The organism is Pseudomonas sp. C11 (assembly GCF_034683865.1).
Classification (GTDB): domain Bacteria; phylum Pseudomonadota; class Gammaproteobacteria; order Pseudomonadales; family Pseudomonadaceae; genus Aquipseudomonas.
In genome coordinates, this window is record NZ_JAWIIP010000001.1 from 656,655 (window position 1) to 671,882 (window position 15,228).

Here is a 15,228-nt window from a genome sequence, read left to right on the forward strand (position 1 = left end):
TCGACCGTAGCCCGGATGCAATCCGGGAGCGCTCGCCAAAATGATTCCCCGGATTACATCCGGGCTACGCACAGCAGGAGCACAAAGATGCCCGCATTCAACAAGATCCTGATCGCCAACCGTGGCGAGATCGCCTGCCGGGTGATGCGCACTGCCATCGAACTCGGTTACCGCACCGTGGCGGTGTACTCCGAGGCCGATGCCGACGCCCGCCATGTGCAGATCGCCGACGAAGCCGTGTGCATCGGCCCGGCCCAGGTCAACCAGTCCTACCTGCGCATCGACGCCATCATCGAGGCCGCGCGCAAGACCGGCGCCGACGCCATCCACCCTGGCTATGGCTTCCTCTCCGAGAACGCCGATTTCGCCCGCGCCTGCGAAGCAGCAGGCATCGTCTTTATCGGCCCGACCGTGGAAGCCATCCACCTGATGGGTAGCAAGCGCCTGTCCAAGATCGCCATGCTCGAAGCCGGCGTGCCCTGCATCCCCGGCTACGAGGGCGCCGCTCAGGATGACGACACCCTGGCCAGCGAAGCAGAACGCATCGGCTACCCGCTGATGATCAAGGCCAGCGCCGGTGGTGGTGGTCGCGGCATGCGTCTGGTGCACGAATCCGCCGAGCTGCTGGGGCAAATCCGCACCGCCCGCTCGGAGGCGCAGAATGCTTTCGGCTCCGGCGAGCTGATCCTCGAACGCGCGGTGATCCGCCCACGCCATGTGGAGATTCAGGTCTTCGGCGACCAGCACGGCACTATCGTCTATCTCGGCGAGCGCGACTGCTCGGTGCAGCGCCGCCACCAGAAGGTGGTCGAGGAGGCGCCCTGCCCGGTGATGACGCCGGAGCTGCGCAAGGCCATGGGTGAAGCGGCGATCAAGGCTGCAGCCTCGGTCAACTACGTCGGCGCAGGCACCGTGGAATTTCTGCTCGACACCAGCGGCGAGTTCTTCTTCCTGGAAATGAACACCCGCCTGCAGGTCGAGCACCCGGTCACAGAGCTGATCACCGGTCAGGATCTTGTGGCCTGGCAGATTCGCGTAGCCGAGGGCCAGCCCCTGCCGCTGCAGCAGGACGACATTCGCCTCACCGGCCACGCCATGGAGGTGCGCCTGTACGCCGAAGACTCGGCCGCCGGCTTCCTGCCGCAAACCGGCCAGGTGCTGCGCTGGGAGCCCGAACTGCTGGCCGGCGTACGCATCGACCACGGCCTGGTCGAAGGCCAGGCGGTCACCCCCTTCTACGACCCGATGCTGGCCAAGGTCATCGCCTACGGCGAAACCCGCGACGAAGCCCGGCGCAAGCTGGTACGCGCGGTCGAACAGTGCGTGCTGCTCGGCGTGAACGGCAACCAGCGCTTCCTCGCCAACCTGCTCAAGCATCCCGAGTTCGCCGCTGGCAACGCCACCACGGCGTTCATCTCCGAACATTTCGCCGATGACCCCAGCCTGCACCCACACACCGCCAGCCTGCCCGAGTTGGCCATGGCCGCCGCCCTGCTCTACCAGGTTTCGGCCGACGCCCGTGCACACCAACCCGGCCTGTCCGGCTGGCGCAGCGCCGGCAGCGCGCCCTGGCGTTTCGTCCTCAAGCAGGGCGAACACAAGCACGCCGTGGAGCTGGACGTGCTCGCCAGCGGCACGCAAGCGCACCTGCGCGTGCGTCGCGGCGAAGAACAGCTGTCCCTGCGCCTGCTGGCCAGCGACGGTCGTTGGCTGACCCTGGAACTAGACGGCGTGCGCCGCCGCCAGGCTTACCACATCGAAGGCGAGCACCTGTGGTTGTATGGTGAGCACGGCAACCTGGAACTAGTTGATGTCACCCACGAACCGGCCGGTGGGCAGAACGCCGCCAGCAGCGGCGCGGTCAAGGCACCGATGGATGGCGCCATCGTCGACGTACTGATCGCCGAGGGCGCCAGCGTGAGCAAGGGGCAACTGCTGGTGGTGCTGGAAGCGATGAAGATGGAGCACCCGCTCAAGGCTGGCGTCGACGGCATCGTTCGCCGCGTCGGCGTAAGCCAGGGCGACCAGGTGAAGAATCGCCAGTTGCTGGTGGAAATCGAAGCCGCCGAAGTTTGACCACAGCCCCATAACAACAAGAAGGAGCACGCCCATGTCACTGTCCGGCAAGACCCTGTTTATCACCGGCGCCAGCCGTGGCATCGGCCGCGAGATCGCCCTCAAGGCCGCCGCCGATGGCGCCAACATCGTCATCGCGGCCAAGAGCGCCGAGCCACACCCGAAACTGGAAGGCACCATCTTCAGCGTCGCCGCCGAGGTCGAGGCCGCTGGCGGCAAGGCGCTGGCCCTGCAACTGGACGTGCGTGACGAACAGGCCGTGGCGGCGACCATGGCCCAGGCCGCCGAGCATTTCGGCGGCATCGATGCGCTGGTCAACAACGCCGGTGCGATCAAGCTGGTGGGCGTGGAGAAGCTCGAACCCAAGCGCTTCGACCTGATGTACCAGATCAACACCCGCGCGGTGATGGTCTGCAGCCAGGCGGCGCTGCCTTATCTCAAGAAAAGCGCGGGCGGGCATATCCTCAACCTCTCGCCGCCGCTCAACCTCGACGCCAAATGGTTCGCCCAGCACGGCCCCTACACCGTCACCAAGTACGGCATGAGCATGCTCACCCTGGGTATGAGCGAGGAGTTCAAGAAGTACGGCATCAGCGTCAATTCGCTGTGGCCGAAAACCATGATCGCCACCGCCGCCATCGAGTTCGAGCTGGGTAGCCGCGATGCGTTCAAGCGTGCGCGCACCCCGGCCATCATGGCCGACGCCGCCTATGCCATTCTCGCCAGCGAAGGCCGCAGCATCACCGGGCGCCTGCTGATCGACGAGGACATCCTGCGCGAACAGGGCACCAGCGACTTCGAGCAGTACCGCTTCGACCCTGCAGGCGGCAGCCTGGTACCGGATCTGTTCGTCGACCCGTAGGGCGGGTGCAACCCGCCAATTTTCAATCGGTAACCTTTCACTTGGGCAGACCCGCGCATTTGCCGATCTGCCCGCCGCTCGGCGCACCAGAGCCATGGCTGCTGCGCGCCTGGCTGACTAGAGTCAGAGCTCGCCTCCAATTCATAACAGCCAAGTGCGAGCCCCATGAGCCAAGCCGATCTGATTTCGCCCTTCCGCTTCCTGGCCCACCTGCCGCAACACCTGCCGCGTGTGCCGCGCATGCTGCGCGGCCTGTACTACGCCGGCATCCGCAACCGCGAGAAAAACCTGTCGCTGGCCTGGGCGCTGCAGCGCGCCGCCGAGCGCCACCCCGAGCGTCCGGCGCTGATGGATGAAAACCGCCAGCTCAGCTATCACGCCTTCAATGCCTGGGCCAACCGCCTGGCCTGGGCGTTCAAGGCCGAGGGCGTCAACCATGGCGACGTGGTCGCGGTGATGCTGGAGAACCGCCTGGAACTGCTGGCGATCCTCGCCGCGCTGAGCAAGCTCGGCGCGGTCGGCGCCCTGATCAATACCACCCAGCGCGGCAAGGTGCTGGCGCATAGCTTCAATCTGGTCAAACCCGGCTTTCTGGTTATCGGTGACGAACTGCGCGGCGCCTTCGACGAGATCGCAGCGCAACTGCACAACCAGCAGGCGCGCCGCTACTGGATCGCCGACCAGGATTGCCTGCGTGATCCCGGCCAGGCGCCGGACAGCTGGCTCAACCTTATGCAGATCGCCAGCGGCCAGGCCGAGGACAACCCGCCGGACAGCCAGCACGTGCGCATGAAGGACGCCTGCTTCCTGATCTACACCTCGGGCACCACCGGCCTGCCCAAGGCCTCGATCATGAGCCATGGCAAGTGGATCAAGGCCTACGGCGGCTTCGGCCACTCCGGCCTGACCCTGAACGAGCGTGACGTGCTCTACCTCACTCTGCCCTGCTACCACAACAACGCCGTCACCGTGTGCTGGAGCGCGGTGCTGGCAGGCGGCGCTGCCATCGCCCTGCGCCGCAAGTTCTCCGCCAGCGCCTTCTGGAGCGACGTGGCGCGCTACCAGGCCACCTGCTTCGGCTACATCGGCGAACTGTGCCGCTATCTGCTCAACCAGCCCGTGCATCCAGCAGAACGAGGCAACAGCCTGCGCTGCATGATCGGCAACGGTCTGCGCCCCTCGATCTGGGCCGAGTTCAAGCAGCGTTTCGGCGTCGAGCAGATCACCGAGTTCTATGCCTCCAGCGAAGGCAACATTGGCTTCACCAACGTTTTCAACTTCGACAATACCGTCGGTTATACCCCGGCCACCTACGCCATCGTCCGCTACGACCTGGAGAACGACCGCCCCGTGCGTGGCAGCAACGGCTTCCTGCAGAAGGCCGACAAGGGCGAAGTCGGCCTGCTGATCAGCGAGATCAGCGCCAAGTGGCCATTCGACGGCTACACCGACCCGGCCAAGAGCGAGGCGGCGATCCTGCGTAACGTGTTCAAGAAGGGCGACGCCTGGTTCAACACTGGCGACCTGATGCGCGACATCGGCTGCAAGCACGCACAGTTCGTCGACCGCCTTGGCGATACCTTCCGCTGGAAGGGCGAGAACGTCTCCACCACCGAAGTGGAAAACGTGCTTGGCGCGTTCCCCGGCGTAGAGGATGCGGTGGTCTACGGCGTGGAGATTCCCGGCACCAATGGCCGTTGCGGTATGGCCGCGCTACGCATCGCTCCAGGTTGCGAGTTGGATGGCGCGGCACTGGCCGCTCACCTGGATGCAGAGCTACCGGCCTACGCCGCGCCGCTATTCGTGCGCCTGCTCGGCGAGGTCGAGACCACCGGCACTTTCAAGTACAAAAAGACCGACCTGAAGCAGGCCGGCTATGACCCAAACCAGGTCGATGGCCCGCTCTACGTGCGACTGCCCGGAGCGGACAGCTTCCAGCCGCTGAGTCGTGAAACCCATGCGGCCATCGAGCAGCAGCATTACCGCTTTTGAACTACTGCTTGAACTCGAACTGCACCTCGGCGCCTTCGATGGAGTCCCAGTAGTCGTCCACTCGTGCGTTATTGATCAGCTTGCCGCTGATCTGGAATGGGCTGACACCCTCGGGCTTCTCACCGAATAACGGCGGTAGCAGTGGTGAGAGGTCGTCCTGGGTTTCGCTTTCCAGGGCCTGTTCGAACAACTCCTGCGGGACGCTGAGATCCAGAACCACTTTGGGTTCGGGCGCTACCGGTTTGGAGGGTGGCTTAGCAGCAGGTTTGCTTTGGACAGCGACGGCAGGTTTGGCAGGCGCCACTGCGGGTTTCGGGTCCACCACCTTGGCCGGTGTCACGGGTTTGACGGGCACGGGCTGGCTTGGCTCGGCAACGGGTACTGACTCCGGAGCAGAAACGACTGCTGGAGCAGGTGCGGATTGCTGCGCCACAGGCTGAGGGGCACGCTCGCAAGCGCTCAGCCAGCCCAGGCACAGCAACAGAGATATCGATTTGCGCATCATGAAGTTCGGGTAACTCGTTCAGTAACGCGCCCATGCTCCTCCGCCTGAGCGCGCCTGACAAGTTGGCTTACAGGACTTTTACCCGCCCCTCATTCACCTACCGGTTTATCCGCCAGATGCGCGAGCTCGGCCTCAATGTCCAGTTGTGGATAATCGGCCTTGAGCTGCTCCAGCAGCCGCTGCGCCTCCTCCTGCTGATTGGTCTTGCGCAGCTCCAGCAGACGTAACAGCGCCTCGCGCGGTTCGCTCTGGATTACCAATTCGGCCATCGGCGCAATTGCGGCAGCGCTGGTCATGGCTTCATCCGCCGTTGCGGTCGGTGGTGCAGGGCGAGCCATGGCCTCGGTTTTCATCCGCTCCTGCGGTGCAGCCATACGCGCCATCGACTCGTTCTCGGCCGCACGCTTGGCCGCTGCCGGCGCGGGGGCTGGTGCCACCGGGCTCATCGCCACGCTAGGCGGCACGGCATCGAAGGCCTCCGGCGTCTGCTCCAGCGTACGCCAGGTCAGGCTGACGCCAATCCCGACACAAGCCAGGCCCGCCACGGCCACCGACCAGCGCTGGCGACCAGTGCCGAACAGCCAGTGGTGCAGACGCTGCGCCCAGCCCGATTCAGCCTTGGCGGTCTGCTGCGTTTCGCGAGCCGCCGCACTGGCCGCTGCCAGAATACGCGCATCCAGCTCGGCCGAAGGTTCGCCGCTGCCATGGGCACGGAAATGCGCCAACAGCGCCTGTTCGTGATCCAGCGGTTCTCGTTCATGGGTCATGCGGACAACTCCTCGGTGGCCAGCAGCCGGCGCAATTTCTGCAGGGCATAGCGCAGACGGCTCTTGACCGTCTCGGCCGGTGTGCGGGTCAACTCGGCAATCTCGTTCAGTTCCAGGTCGCCATGGGCGCGCAGCAGGAACACCTCGCGCTGATCCTCCGGCAGGTCGGCCAGTGCCGCCTGCAGCCGCTCGCTATCGCGACTCAAGCCCCACTGCTGCTCGGGGCCAGGGCGCGGGTCGGCCTGGGCGTGCTGGCCTTCGTCATATTCGTCATGCCCGGCCTGATGACGGCCCGTCTTGCGCCAGTGATCGATCAGGCGGTTGCGGGCGATCTGGTACAACCAGGTCTTGAACAGCACCGCCTCGCGCTGCTCGCTCTGGCTGCGGATCAGGCTCATCCAGGTTTCCTGAAACACTTCCTCGGCCAGGGCATGATCGCCACACAGGCCGAGCAGAAAGCGGAACAGACCCAGCCGATGGCGCTGGTACAGCGCGTTGAAGGCTGCGGCATCGCCGCGGCGGTAACGCCGCAATAACGCGGCGTCGTCATCCGTGAGAGGTGCGTTCACTGCTGAACTCTTACTGGTGTGGAGCCGGAAGTGTGCAGGCTCTGGGCGATTTCGGCCAGTTGGATGAACTCGCCGCGCAGGCCGAAGCGATCTTCGCCCCTGGCCGAGCGCGCCAACTCGATACTCTGCGCCAGACCGAAGTCACCCGTGTAGCGACCGTCCTTGAGCTGCTGGGCAAAGGCCGCGACTGCAGCGGCGAAACGCAGATCTTCACTGGCGGCGTTTATCGGCTTGGCCTCGGCACCTGCAATGGGGCGCTCCAGCAGTCGACTGCTCACCTCCCCCGGCGCCTTGTAGCGAATCCGCAGCCAGGCCAGTTCGCCCGCCTTGCCCGCTGGCGAGGTCGCGGCCTGATAACGCAGCGGCTCCAGCCAGCCCTTGCCCCCGGCCGGGACGATCTCGTACAGAGCGGTGACCGTGTGCCCAGCACCGATATCACCGGCATCGACCTTGTCGTTGCTGAAATCTTCACGCTTGAGCGCGCGGTTCTCGTAGCCCAGCAAGCGGTATTCGCTGACTTCACTCGGGTTGAATTCCAGTTGCAGCTTCACGTCGCTGGCCACCGCGGCCAGGGTCGAGCCGAGCTGATCCACCAGCACTTTGCGCGCCTCGCGCAGGTTGTCGATATAGGCGTAGTTGCCGTTACCGGCGTCGGCCAGTTGCTCCATCAGGCGCTCGTTGTAGTTGTCCACGCCGAAACCCAGGGTGGTCAGCGAGACGCCGCTCTTGCGCTTGTCGGCGGCCAGTTGCTTGAGGCTGTCGAAGTCGCTGATGCCGACGTTGAAGTCGCCGTCAGTGGCTAGCAGGATGCGGTTGATACCGCCGTCGATCAGGTGCTTGCTCGCCTGCTGATAGGCCAGCTGGATGCCCGACTCGCCAGCGGTGGAGCCACCTGCCGTCAGTTGATCGATGGCCGCACGGATTTTCGCCTTGTCACTGCCGCGTGTGGAGTCCAGCACCACCTGGCTGTCACCGGCGTAAGTGACCAACGACACACGATCCTGCGGGCGCAACTGATCGACCAACAACTTCAGCGTGCCCTGCACCATCGGCAGCCCCTCTCGGCGCTGCATCGACCCGGACACGTCGACCAGGAACACCAGGTTGGCCGGCGGCAGCTCCTCCACGCTGCGATCCGACGCCTTGATAGCGATGCGCAGCAGGCGCGTCTGCGGGTTCCATGGCGTCACCGCCAGCTCGGTGCTGACGCCGAAAGGCACATCGCCTTGCGGCAGTGGGTAGGCATAGGGAAAGTAGTTGACCAGCTCCTCCAGGCGCACGGCCTCCTTCGGTGGCAGTTGCCCATCGTTGAGGAAACGCCGCACGTTGGCATAGCTGCCGGTATCGACATCGATGCTGAAGGTGGACACCGGCGTCTCGGCGACAGCGAACACCGGGTTGTCGACATAGGCCTGGTACTGCTCACGCGGCTCGTCGCGGTAACCCGGCGGCAGAACATCGGCGATGGGGGCCGGCGCGTAGGCCATCTGCGCCATACGCTTGTGACTGGCCTCGGCAGCCGCAGGCACCGCCATGCGTTCAAGCAAGGGCGATGCACTTGGGGTTTCCGGCTCTGGGCCAGAGGCACTGCAGGCAGCGAGCAGCAGCACGCTACTCGCCGAAAAACCGACAACCAGTGGACGAACGAGCAACAGGGAACAAGCGGACATGGTGCATCTCCTGAACAATGGCACGAGACCTTCGCTCAGGTAGACGCAGCACCTCCGTTATCCGGGTTAATGCCTGACGCTTTTTCGCTCGGCCTCAGGTGGCCATTTCCTGGCACAGCTGCGTGGCCAGCATACCGAGGGTCATCAGCGCCCTCTCCGCCTCGCGATTCCAGGGGATGCCGCAGTTGAGGCGCACACAATGATTGAACTGCTCGGTGTTGCTGAAAATCAGCCCTGGCGCGATGGAAATGCCCTGCTGCAGCGCGCGCACGTGCAGATCCTTGGTGTTGACCCGTGCCGGCAGGCTGACCCAGAGGATGAAGCCGCCCTTGGGCCGGGTCATCTGCGTACCCACGGGGAAATACTGCTGCACCGCCAGTTGAAAGGCACTGAGGTTCTTGCGGTACTCCTGACGGATATAGCGCAGATGACGATCATAGCCACCGTTCTCCAGGTAGGCCGCCACCGCCATCTGCGTGACGCTGCAGGCTGAGTGCGTGGTGAACGTCTGCAGGCGCTGGATTTCGTCCTGATATTTGCCCGCGACGATCCAGCCGATACGCACCCCCGGCGACAGGGTCTTGGAGAAGCTCGAGCAATAGATCACCCGGCTGTCACGGTCATGCGACTTGAGCGCCTTGGTCGGCCCCTGCTCGAACATCAGTTCGCCATAGATATCGTCTTCGACGATCTGGATGTCGTAGTCGTCAGCCAGGCGCAGCAGTTGCCGCTGACGCTCCTCGGGGATGGTACCGCCCAGCGGATTGGACAGCCGGGCGGTCAACACCAGGGCCTTGATCGGCCACTGGTTGGCGGCCAGTTGCAACGCCTCCAGGCTGATACCGGTGGTTGGGTCGCAGGGGATCTCGATGACCTTGAGCCCAAGCAGGTCGGCCAGTTGCAGCAGACCGTAATAGCTCGGCGACTCCACCGCGATCAGGTCGCCGGGCTGGGTCAACACGCGCAGGCTCATCTGCAGCGCATCGACGCAGCCATGGGTGATCACCACTTCGGACGGATCGACCACCACGCCGGCATCGCGCATGCGGATCGCCACCTGGCGCCGCAGCGGCTCGAACCCCGGGCTGAACATGTAGCTGAAGGCGCGCGGACTGTGAAAACGGGTGACCTTGGCCAGTTGCTGATGCAGTGCGCGCACCGGCAGATAGTCGACATGCGGCACCGCCGCGCCCAAGGGGAATACGCCTTCGCGACGCGACTCGGTCAGCACCTGGTTGATGATGCTGGCGCGGGTGACCAGGCCAGGCCGCTCGACGCGCGCGATATCCGGGGTCGAGGCGGTCAGTGCGGGGGTCTGGTGCACGTAGAAGCCGGACTGCGGGCGCGCCCGGATCAGCCCCTGATCCTCAAGATTGGCGTAGGCCTGCAATACCGTGGCATGGCTGACGTTGAGCTGGGCGCTCATCTTGCGCACCGACGGCACACGCTCACCCGGCTGGTAGACACCGCGGCGAATATCCTCGGCCAACTGCTGGGCGATGCGTTGATAGAGCAACAGATTGGTCATGGCGGAATCCTCCGTGGCACTGAACCATAACAGTAGCCGATCACTGCGCAATTGTACTGGCACAGTTATGCACTGTCTCGTCCGTACACCCAAGGCAGCGCACGCTTTTTCCCGCACCAACGAAAAACGCCGCACCCCTTGCAGGGCGCGGCGCTCGTGTCACTTCTGGCGCGTCAGCGTTCGTTGCCGAGTTGCCCACGCTCGTCGGAAAAGACGATCTCCACCCGGCGATTTTGTGCACGCCCGCGCGCCGATGCATTCTCGGCGACCGGGAAATCAGCGCCATAGCCCATCACCTGAATACGCTTGGCATCGATGCCCAGATCGATCAGCAGGTCGGCTACGGTCTGCGCACGCGCCCGAGAAAGCTCCCGATTCTCGTCGGCGCTGCCGGTATTGTCGGTATAGCCCTCGATCCGCACGCGCCGCTGCGGATTGATCTGCAGGAACTGCACGAGTTTGAGCAAGGTGCGATTGGCCGCGGGTTGCAACTCGGCGCGTCCGGCGTCGAACAACATGTCACCCAGCGTCATCACCAGCCCACGATCCGTTTCACTGGCAGCCAAGCTGACCATCTGCTCTTCGAGCCAGCCGTTGTGCTGCTGCACGCTGAGTAACTTGGCCTCACGCAGGCTCAACTGCAGACGTTGCAGCTCCAGTTCGAGACGGGCTGCGCGTTCCTGGTTGAGGCTGGTTTCGCTGTGTTGCCGTGCGATGGCCGCATAACGCTCGCTGAGATAGGCGAAGTGACGCACATCCTCGGCGCTCCCCCAGTAACTGGACAGTCGTTCGGCACGCGCCAGCGACTCACCGGAACGAATCACATCCTTGGGCGCGGCACGCAGTACGTTTGGATCTTCCTTGACCGACTGGAAACTGGCGCGCGCTGCATCCAGCGCGTCCTCACTGGCAGGCGACAGCGCACAACCGGCCAGCAAGCCCGAGGCCAGCAGCGCAACGATCAGCTTCGGGGCATTGCTCATCACATGGCCCCCAGTTGTTGGCGCAGACGCGCGATGCGTCGGTTCAGCTCGGTGAGCTGATCGCGGCTTTTCACGTTCAGGTGCTGGGCCTCGGCCAGACGGGCATCCAACTCGGCTTGCTCGGCCAGCAGCCGCGCCTCCTTGTTGTCTTCGTCGGCAGCCGCGGCCTGTGCCCGGCTGTACTTGTCTTCGGCCTGGCTCAGCAATTGCGCCTGGTCTTCGCCTACGCCGAGCGCGCGCACCTGGGTCATGGCCTGCTCGGTGAGGCGCAGTTGTTCGGTGGGAGCGGGATCGCTGGCACAAGCACTCAGCGCCAGCATCATTATGAGAGTGGATAAAAATCGAATGATCACGAAAGCGTCCTACTGGTTGGCATCGCCAACGGGGTCGGGTTGCATCTGTTGCGCCTTCCACAGCGCCAGATTGTGCTGCAGCATCTGTTCGGGGACACCGGCAGCGACCAATTCTGTCATTTTCCGCGCCAGCTGTCCGCGCAGCCAGGGTTCGTTGCAGGCCGAGTTGTGCGACAGCGTCAGGTAAAGGCCCTCGCTGGAAATCGGCGGATCCAGCACTTCCAGGTCATCATCCACGCCAAGCGTCTCGGCCACGGCCAGGCCCGGATACCGCTCATAAAGTACGTAATCGGTGCGTCCCAGCAGCAACTTCTGGAACGCCTGGGTCAGGCTGGACACCCCCTCGAGGGTAAGATTCTGCTTGGCGAAGGCATCGAACTGCTGACCGAAGCTATTGCCCACCAGCGTATCGCCGGTGCGCCCCTGCAGATCGGCCCAACTGCCGTAAGCAAAGGCCTCGCCCTTGCGCACCCAGGCTACGCTGGGCGTGATGAAGAAGGCCGGATGCACGTAATCCATGCTTTCCAGGCGAGGCAAGGTCAGAAATGCCCCTGCCAGAAGATCGACCCGCCCGGTGCGCACCTCATCCTGCGCGCGTGACCAGGGGCCGCTGTAAATGACATCGATGGCCACACCGAGATCCTTGCCGACCTGCTTGAGCAGATCGGCATTGGCGCCAATCAGCTGTTGCGGATTCTGCGGGTCTCGCCACAGGTAAGGGGGATACTCGGGGTTGCCCGTGGCGACCAGGCGCTCACATTTACCAACGGCGAAGGCACTGGCCGGCATCAGGGACAGGCCGAGCCAGACCAGCAGGGACTTCAACGGAAAGCGCTTGGGCATTGGCTACTCTCGGTTAGTGCAGAAATCGAAACAGGCCAACGAGCCTGCAAACGACAACATTCAACTTCATGCTAGCTTAACGAAGCCGCAATAATAATTAGCGATAAGGACGCACCATGAAAAAACTGCTGCTCGGTCTGATTCTGCTGCTCATCGCTGCCGCAGCCATTCTCTGGTTCGTCCCCGCCACACAATTGGCCAGCCTGCGGCTGGTCGAACAGCATCGTGCCGGGCTCACTCACGAGCAGGTGCTAGTCCACGATCTTAACATTCATTATTACCAAGGCGGGCCGGTAAACGGCGAAGCGATCGTCCTGATCCACGGCTTCGCCGCCGACAAGGACAACTGGCTGCGTTTCGCCCGCCACCTCACCGACCGGTATCACGTCATCGCCCTCGACCTTCCCGGCTTTGGCCAAAGCGACCACCCGACCGGCAGCTATGACGTCGGCACCCAGGCGGAGCGACTGGCCGATTTTCTCGATGCGCTGAAGCTCGGCTCAACCCACCTGCTGGGCAACTCCATGGGCGGCCATATCGCCGCGCTGTATGCCGCACGCTACCCGCTGCGAGTGAAAACCCTGGCGCTGTTCGATAACGCCGGCATCAAGGCAGCGCATGAAAGCGAACTCTATCGGCGTTTGCGCGAAGGCAAGGCCAACCCACTGGTGGTGCGGCAACCCGAGGATTTTCAGCAGTTGCTCGACTTCGTCTTCGTCGAACCGCCCTACCTGCCACAACCGCTCAAGCAGTACCTGGCCAAGCGCGCGATGGACAATGCGGCGTATTACGACGAAGTCTTTCGCCAACTGGTCGAGCGCTACATTCCGCTGGAGCCGGAGCTGCCGAAGATCACGGCGCCCACGCTGCTGCTATGGGGCAAGCAAGATCGTGTGCTGGACGTTTCCAGCATCGAGGTGATGAAACCGCTGCTGCAGAAACCGAGCGTGGCCATCATGGATGAAGTGGGTCACGCGCCCATGCTGGAGCGCCCGGAGCAAAGCGCCCTGCTCTACCGGCAATTTCTCCAGACCGCACAGTGACGCTGCTCAGCTGCACTCCAAGGCATGCTGCACATAAAAAGAAACCCGCTCACGAGAGCGGGTTTCTTGTGGCAGCAAAAGCGGGTTAAACCAGCTTTTCCAGCTCCGGAACGGCTTCGAACAGATCGGCCACCAGGCCGTAATCGGCCACCTGGAAGATCGGTGCTTCTTCGTCCTTGTTGATCGCGACGATCACCTTGGAGTCCTTCATACCGGCCAGGTGCTGGATGGCACCCGAGATACCGACGGCGATGTACAGCTGCGGCGCGACGATCTTGCCGGTCTGGCCGACCTGCATGTCGTTCGGTACGAAACCGGCGTCGACGGCGGCACGGGAGGCACCAACGGCAGCGCCAAGCTTGTCGGCCAGGGCGTACAGGTGCTTGAAGTTGTCGCCATTGCCCATGCCACGGCCGCCGGAAACGACGATCTTGGCAGCGGTCAGTTCCGGACGGTCGGACTTGGCCAGTTCTTCACCCACGAAGGCGGACTTGCCAGCATCGGCCGGCCCGGAGACTGCTTCAACGGCAGCGGAGCCACCTTCGGCAGCAGCGGCATCGAAACCGGTGGTACGCACGGTGATCACCTTCACCGCAGCCGAAGACTGTACGGTGGCGATGGCGTTACCGGCATAGATCGGACGCTTGAAGGTGTCGGCGCTCTCGACGGCGATGATCTCGGAGATCTGATCGACATCCAGCAGTGCGGCGACGCGCGGCAGGAAGTTCTTGCCGTTGGTGGTGGCCGGAGCCAGCACGTGGCTGTAGTTCTTGCCCAGTTCGGCGATCAGCGGTGCAACGTTTTCCGGCAACTGATGCGCGTAGGCAGCGTTGTCGGCCAGCAGCACCTTGGATACGCCAGCGACCTTGGCAGCGGCGTCGGCTGCAGCGGCAGCATTGCTACCGGCAACCAGCACGTGGATATCACCACCGATTTTCTGCGCAGCGGTCACAACGTTGAGGGTGGCGGGCGCCAGAGCGGCGTTGCTGTGTTCAGCGATAACCAGGATAGCCATTTAGATTACCTTCGCCTCGTTCTTCAGTTTCTCGACCAGTTCAGCCACGGACTTGACCTTGATGCCAGCGCTGCGGGCAGCCGGCGCCTCGACCTTGATAGTCTTCACGGTAGACGCGGTGGAAACGCCCAGAGCGTCAGGGGTGACGGTCTCCAGCGGCTTTTTCTTGGCCTTCATGATGTTCGGCAGCGACGCGTAGCGCGGCTCGTTCAGACGCAGGTCGGTGGTGACGATGGCCGGCAGGCTGAGAGCGACGGTCTGCAAGCCACCATCGATCTCGCGGGTCACGTTGAGCTTGTCGCCAGCGACTTCCACCTTGGAGGCGAAAGTACCCTGGGCGTAGCCGGTCAGCGCGGCCAGCATCTGGCCGGTCTGATTGTTGTCGCTGTCGATGGCCTGCTTGCCGAGGATAACCAGTTGCGGTTGCTCCTTGTCGACCACGGCCTTGAGCAGCTTGGCCACGGCCAGGGAGTTCAGCTCGTCAGCAGACTCGACCAGCACGGCACGGTCAGCGCCGAGAGCCAGCGCGGTGCGCAGTTGCTCCTGAGCGGTCGCCGGGCCGACGGTGACGACAACGATCTCGCTCGCCACGCCCTTCTCCTTCAGGCGTACGGCTTCTTCCACGGCGATTTCGCAGAAGGGGTTCATGGACATCTTGACGTTGGCGAGGTCGACGCCGCTGTTGTCCGCCTTGACGCGAACCTTGACGTTGTAGTCAACCACTCGTTTGACAGCTACAAGAACCTTCATGGATTCCTCGTTACTCTCCGGTGAATAAGAATGTCGCCAAGGTGAACCTGGCCAGTGATGCAGATCGGCCGGAACCGATCGCCAGCTCAGACGGCGAGCGCAAAACCGCCCGTATCTTGACCCCGCGACCTGACTCGGTCAATACAGCGAACTGGCCGGTCATCCGCGATGTAGTAGGATTCTAGCAGGCCTACAGAAAATTCAAACAAACGTTTGTATTGGCCCGTCGGGAGGGTGTAGATATAATGCGCCGCAGCGCTCAGGGAGCCGAG

General features: G+C 63.5%; 14 protein-coding genes. 4 read left to right on the forward strand and 10 right to left on the reverse strand.

Features of this window, described 5'->3' with window-relative positions:
* Nucleotides 1-87 precede the first annotated feature (87 nt).
* The 3 genes from VC352_RS03015 to VC352_RS03025 all read left to right on the forward strand — a co-directional run bounded on the left by VC352_RS03015 (nucleotide 88) and on the right by VC352_RS03025 (nucleotide 4,930).
* Complete coding sequence (locus VC352_RS03015) at nucleotides 88-2,076, forward strand: acetyl/propionyl/methylcrotonyl-CoA carboxylase subunit alpha (RefSeq protein ID WP_322978089.1); 1,989 nt, start codon at nucleotides 88-90, stop codon at nucleotides 2,074-2,076.
* A 34-nt stretch (nucleotides 2,077-2,110) separates the two neighbouring features.
* Nucleotides 2,111-2,938, forward strand: coding sequence for an NAD(P)-dependent oxidoreductase (locus VC352_RS03020; RefSeq protein ID WP_322978090.1), 828 nt, complete (start codon nucleotides 2,111-2,113; stop codon nucleotides 2,936-2,938).
* Between the two features lie 165 nt (nucleotides 2,939-3,103).
* The gene (locus tag VC352_RS03025; RefSeq protein WP_322978091.1) at nucleotides 3,104-4,930 is read left to right on the forward strand and encodes a long-chain-acyl-CoA synthetase; all 1,827 of its coding nucleotides are present in this window, start codon (nucleotides 3,104-3,106) and stop codon (nucleotides 4,928-4,930) included.
* Nucleotide 4,931: 1 nt separating this feature from the next.
* On the opposite strand, the gene VC352_RS03030 is transcribed toward VC352_RS03025, so the two are convergent.
* The 8 genes from VC352_RS03030 to VC352_RS03065 all read right to left on the reverse strand — a co-directional run bounded on the left by VC352_RS03030 (nucleotide 4,932) and on the right by VC352_RS03065 (nucleotide 12,148).
* Complete coding sequence (locus tag VC352_RS03030) at nucleotides 4,932-5,150, reverse strand: hypothetical protein (protein ID WP_322978092.1); 219 nt, start codon at nucleotides 5,148-5,150, stop codon at nucleotides 4,932-4,934.
* 374 nt (nucleotides 5,151-5,524) lie between these two features.
* On the reverse strand, nucleotides 5,525-6,202 hold the full coding sequence (locus tag VC352_RS03035; RefSeq protein ID WP_322978093.1) for a hypothetical protein: 678 nt from the start codon (nucleotides 6,200-6,202) through the stop codon (nucleotides 5,525-5,527).
* A complete protein-coding gene (locus VC352_RS03040) occupies nucleotides 6,199-6,771 on the reverse strand; it encodes an RNA polymerase sigma factor (RefSeq protein ID WP_322978094.1) in 573 nt (190 codons plus the stop codon). The genes VC352_RS03035 and VC352_RS03040 overlap by 4 nt, the downstream gene beginning before the upstream one ends.
* A complete protein-coding gene (locus VC352_RS03045) occupies nucleotides 6,768-8,441 on the reverse strand; it encodes a VWA domain-containing protein (RefSeq protein WP_322978095.1) in 1,674 nt (557 codons plus the stop codon). Before VC352_RS03045 ends, VC352_RS03040 begins: the two co-directional genes overlap by 4 nt.
* A gap of 94 nt (nucleotides 8,442-8,535) precedes the next feature.
* Nucleotides 8,536-9,969 (reverse strand): PLP-dependent aminotransferase family protein, encoded by a 1,434-nt coding sequence (locus VC352_RS03050; RefSeq protein ID WP_322978096.1) that lies wholly within the window; start codon nucleotides 9,967-9,969, stop codon nucleotides 8,536-8,538.
* Nucleotides 9,970-10,142: 173 nt separating this feature from the next.
* Nucleotides 10,143-10,952 carry an OmpA family protein gene (locus VC352_RS03055; RefSeq protein WP_322978097.1) on the reverse strand — a complete coding sequence of 270 codons (810 nt, stop codon included), beginning with the start codon at nucleotides 10,950-10,952 and terminating at the stop codon, nucleotides 10,143-10,145.
* Nucleotides 10,952-11,305 (reverse strand): DUF4398 domain-containing protein, encoded by a 354-nt coding sequence (locus VC352_RS03060; protein WP_416340060.1) that lies wholly within the window; start codon nucleotides 11,303-11,305, stop codon nucleotides 10,952-10,954. The genes VC352_RS03055 and VC352_RS03060 overlap by 1 nt, the downstream gene beginning before the upstream one ends.
* 9 nt (nucleotides 11,306-11,314) lie before the next feature.
* Nucleotides 11,315-12,148 carry a substrate-binding periplasmic protein gene (locus VC352_RS03065; protein ID WP_322978098.1) on the reverse strand — a complete coding sequence of 278 codons (834 nt, stop codon included), beginning with the start codon at nucleotides 12,146-12,148 and terminating at the stop codon, nucleotides 11,315-11,317.
* 116 nt (nucleotides 12,149-12,264) lie between these two features.
* On the opposite strand from VC352_RS03065, the gene VC352_RS03070 reads away from it, so the two are divergent.
* On the forward strand, nucleotides 12,265-13,191 hold the full coding sequence (locus VC352_RS03070) for an alpha/beta fold hydrolase (protein WP_322978099.1): 927 nt from the start codon (nucleotides 12,265-12,267) through the stop codon (nucleotides 13,189-13,191).
* Nucleotides 13,192-13,276: 85 nt separating this feature from the next.
* Here VC352_RS03070 and VC352_RS03075 read toward each other — a convergent pair whose 3' ends face one another.
* Together VC352_RS03075 and VC352_RS03080 are read right to left on the reverse strand one after the other, a co-directional pair.
* On the reverse strand, nucleotides 13,277-14,206 hold the full coding sequence (locus VC352_RS03075) for an electron transfer flavoprotein subunit alpha/FixB family protein (RefSeq protein WP_322978100.1): 930 nt from the start codon (nucleotides 14,204-14,206) through the stop codon (nucleotides 13,277-13,279).
* Nucleotides 14,207-14,956, reverse strand: coding sequence for an electron transfer flavoprotein subunit beta/FixA family protein (locus tag VC352_RS03080; RefSeq protein ID WP_322978101.1), 750 nt, complete (start codon nucleotides 14,954-14,956; stop codon nucleotides 14,207-14,209). It lies immediately after the preceding gene.
* Nucleotides 14,957-15,228: the final 272 nt, after the last annotated feature.

Excerpts from the sequence above, each read along its gene's own strand:
- VC352_RS03015 (WP_322978089.1), top strand. The coding sequence starts at position 88 with ATGCCCGCATTCAACAAGATCCTGATCGCCAACCGTGGCGAGATCGCC.
- VC352_RS03020 (WP_322978090.1), top strand. The coding sequence starts at position 2,111 with ATGTCACTGTCCGGCAAGACCCTGTTTATCACCGGCGCCAGCCGTGGC.
- VC352_RS03025 (WP_322978091.1), top strand. The coding sequence starts at position 3,104 with ATGAGCCAAGCCGATCTGATTTCGCCCTTCCGCTTCCTGGCCCACCTG.
- VC352_RS03035 (WP_322978093.1), bottom strand. The coding sequence starts at position 6,202 with ATGACCCATGAACGAGAACCGCTGGATCACGAACAGGCGCTGTTGGCG.
- VC352_RS03045 (WP_322978095.1), bottom strand. The coding sequence starts at position 8,441 with ATGTCCGCTTGTTCCCTGTTGCTCGTTCGTCCACTGGTTGTCGGTTTT.
- VC352_RS03050 (WP_322978096.1), bottom strand. The coding sequence starts at position 9,969 with ATGACCAATCTGTTGCTCTATCAACGCATCGCCCAGCAGTTGGCCGAG.
- VC352_RS03055 (WP_322978097.1), bottom strand. The coding sequence starts at position 10,952 with ATGAGCAATGCCCCGAAGCTGATCGTTGCGCTGCTGGCCTCGGGCTTG.
- VC352_RS03065 (WP_322978098.1), bottom strand. The coding sequence starts at position 12,148 with ATGCCCAAGCGCTTTCCGTTGAAGTCCCTGCTGGTCTGGCTCGGCCTG.
- VC352_RS03070 (WP_322978099.1), top strand. The coding sequence starts at position 12,265 with ATGAAAAAACTGCTGCTCGGTCTGATTCTGCTGCTCATCGCTGCCGCA.
- VC352_RS03075 (WP_322978100.1), bottom strand. The coding sequence starts at position 14,206 with ATGGCTATCCTGGTTATCGCTGAACACAGCAACGCCGCTCTGGCGCCC.
- VC352_RS03080 (WP_322978101.1), bottom strand. The coding sequence starts at position 14,956 with ATGAAGGTTCTTGTAGCTGTCAAACGAGTGGTTGACTACAACGTCAAG.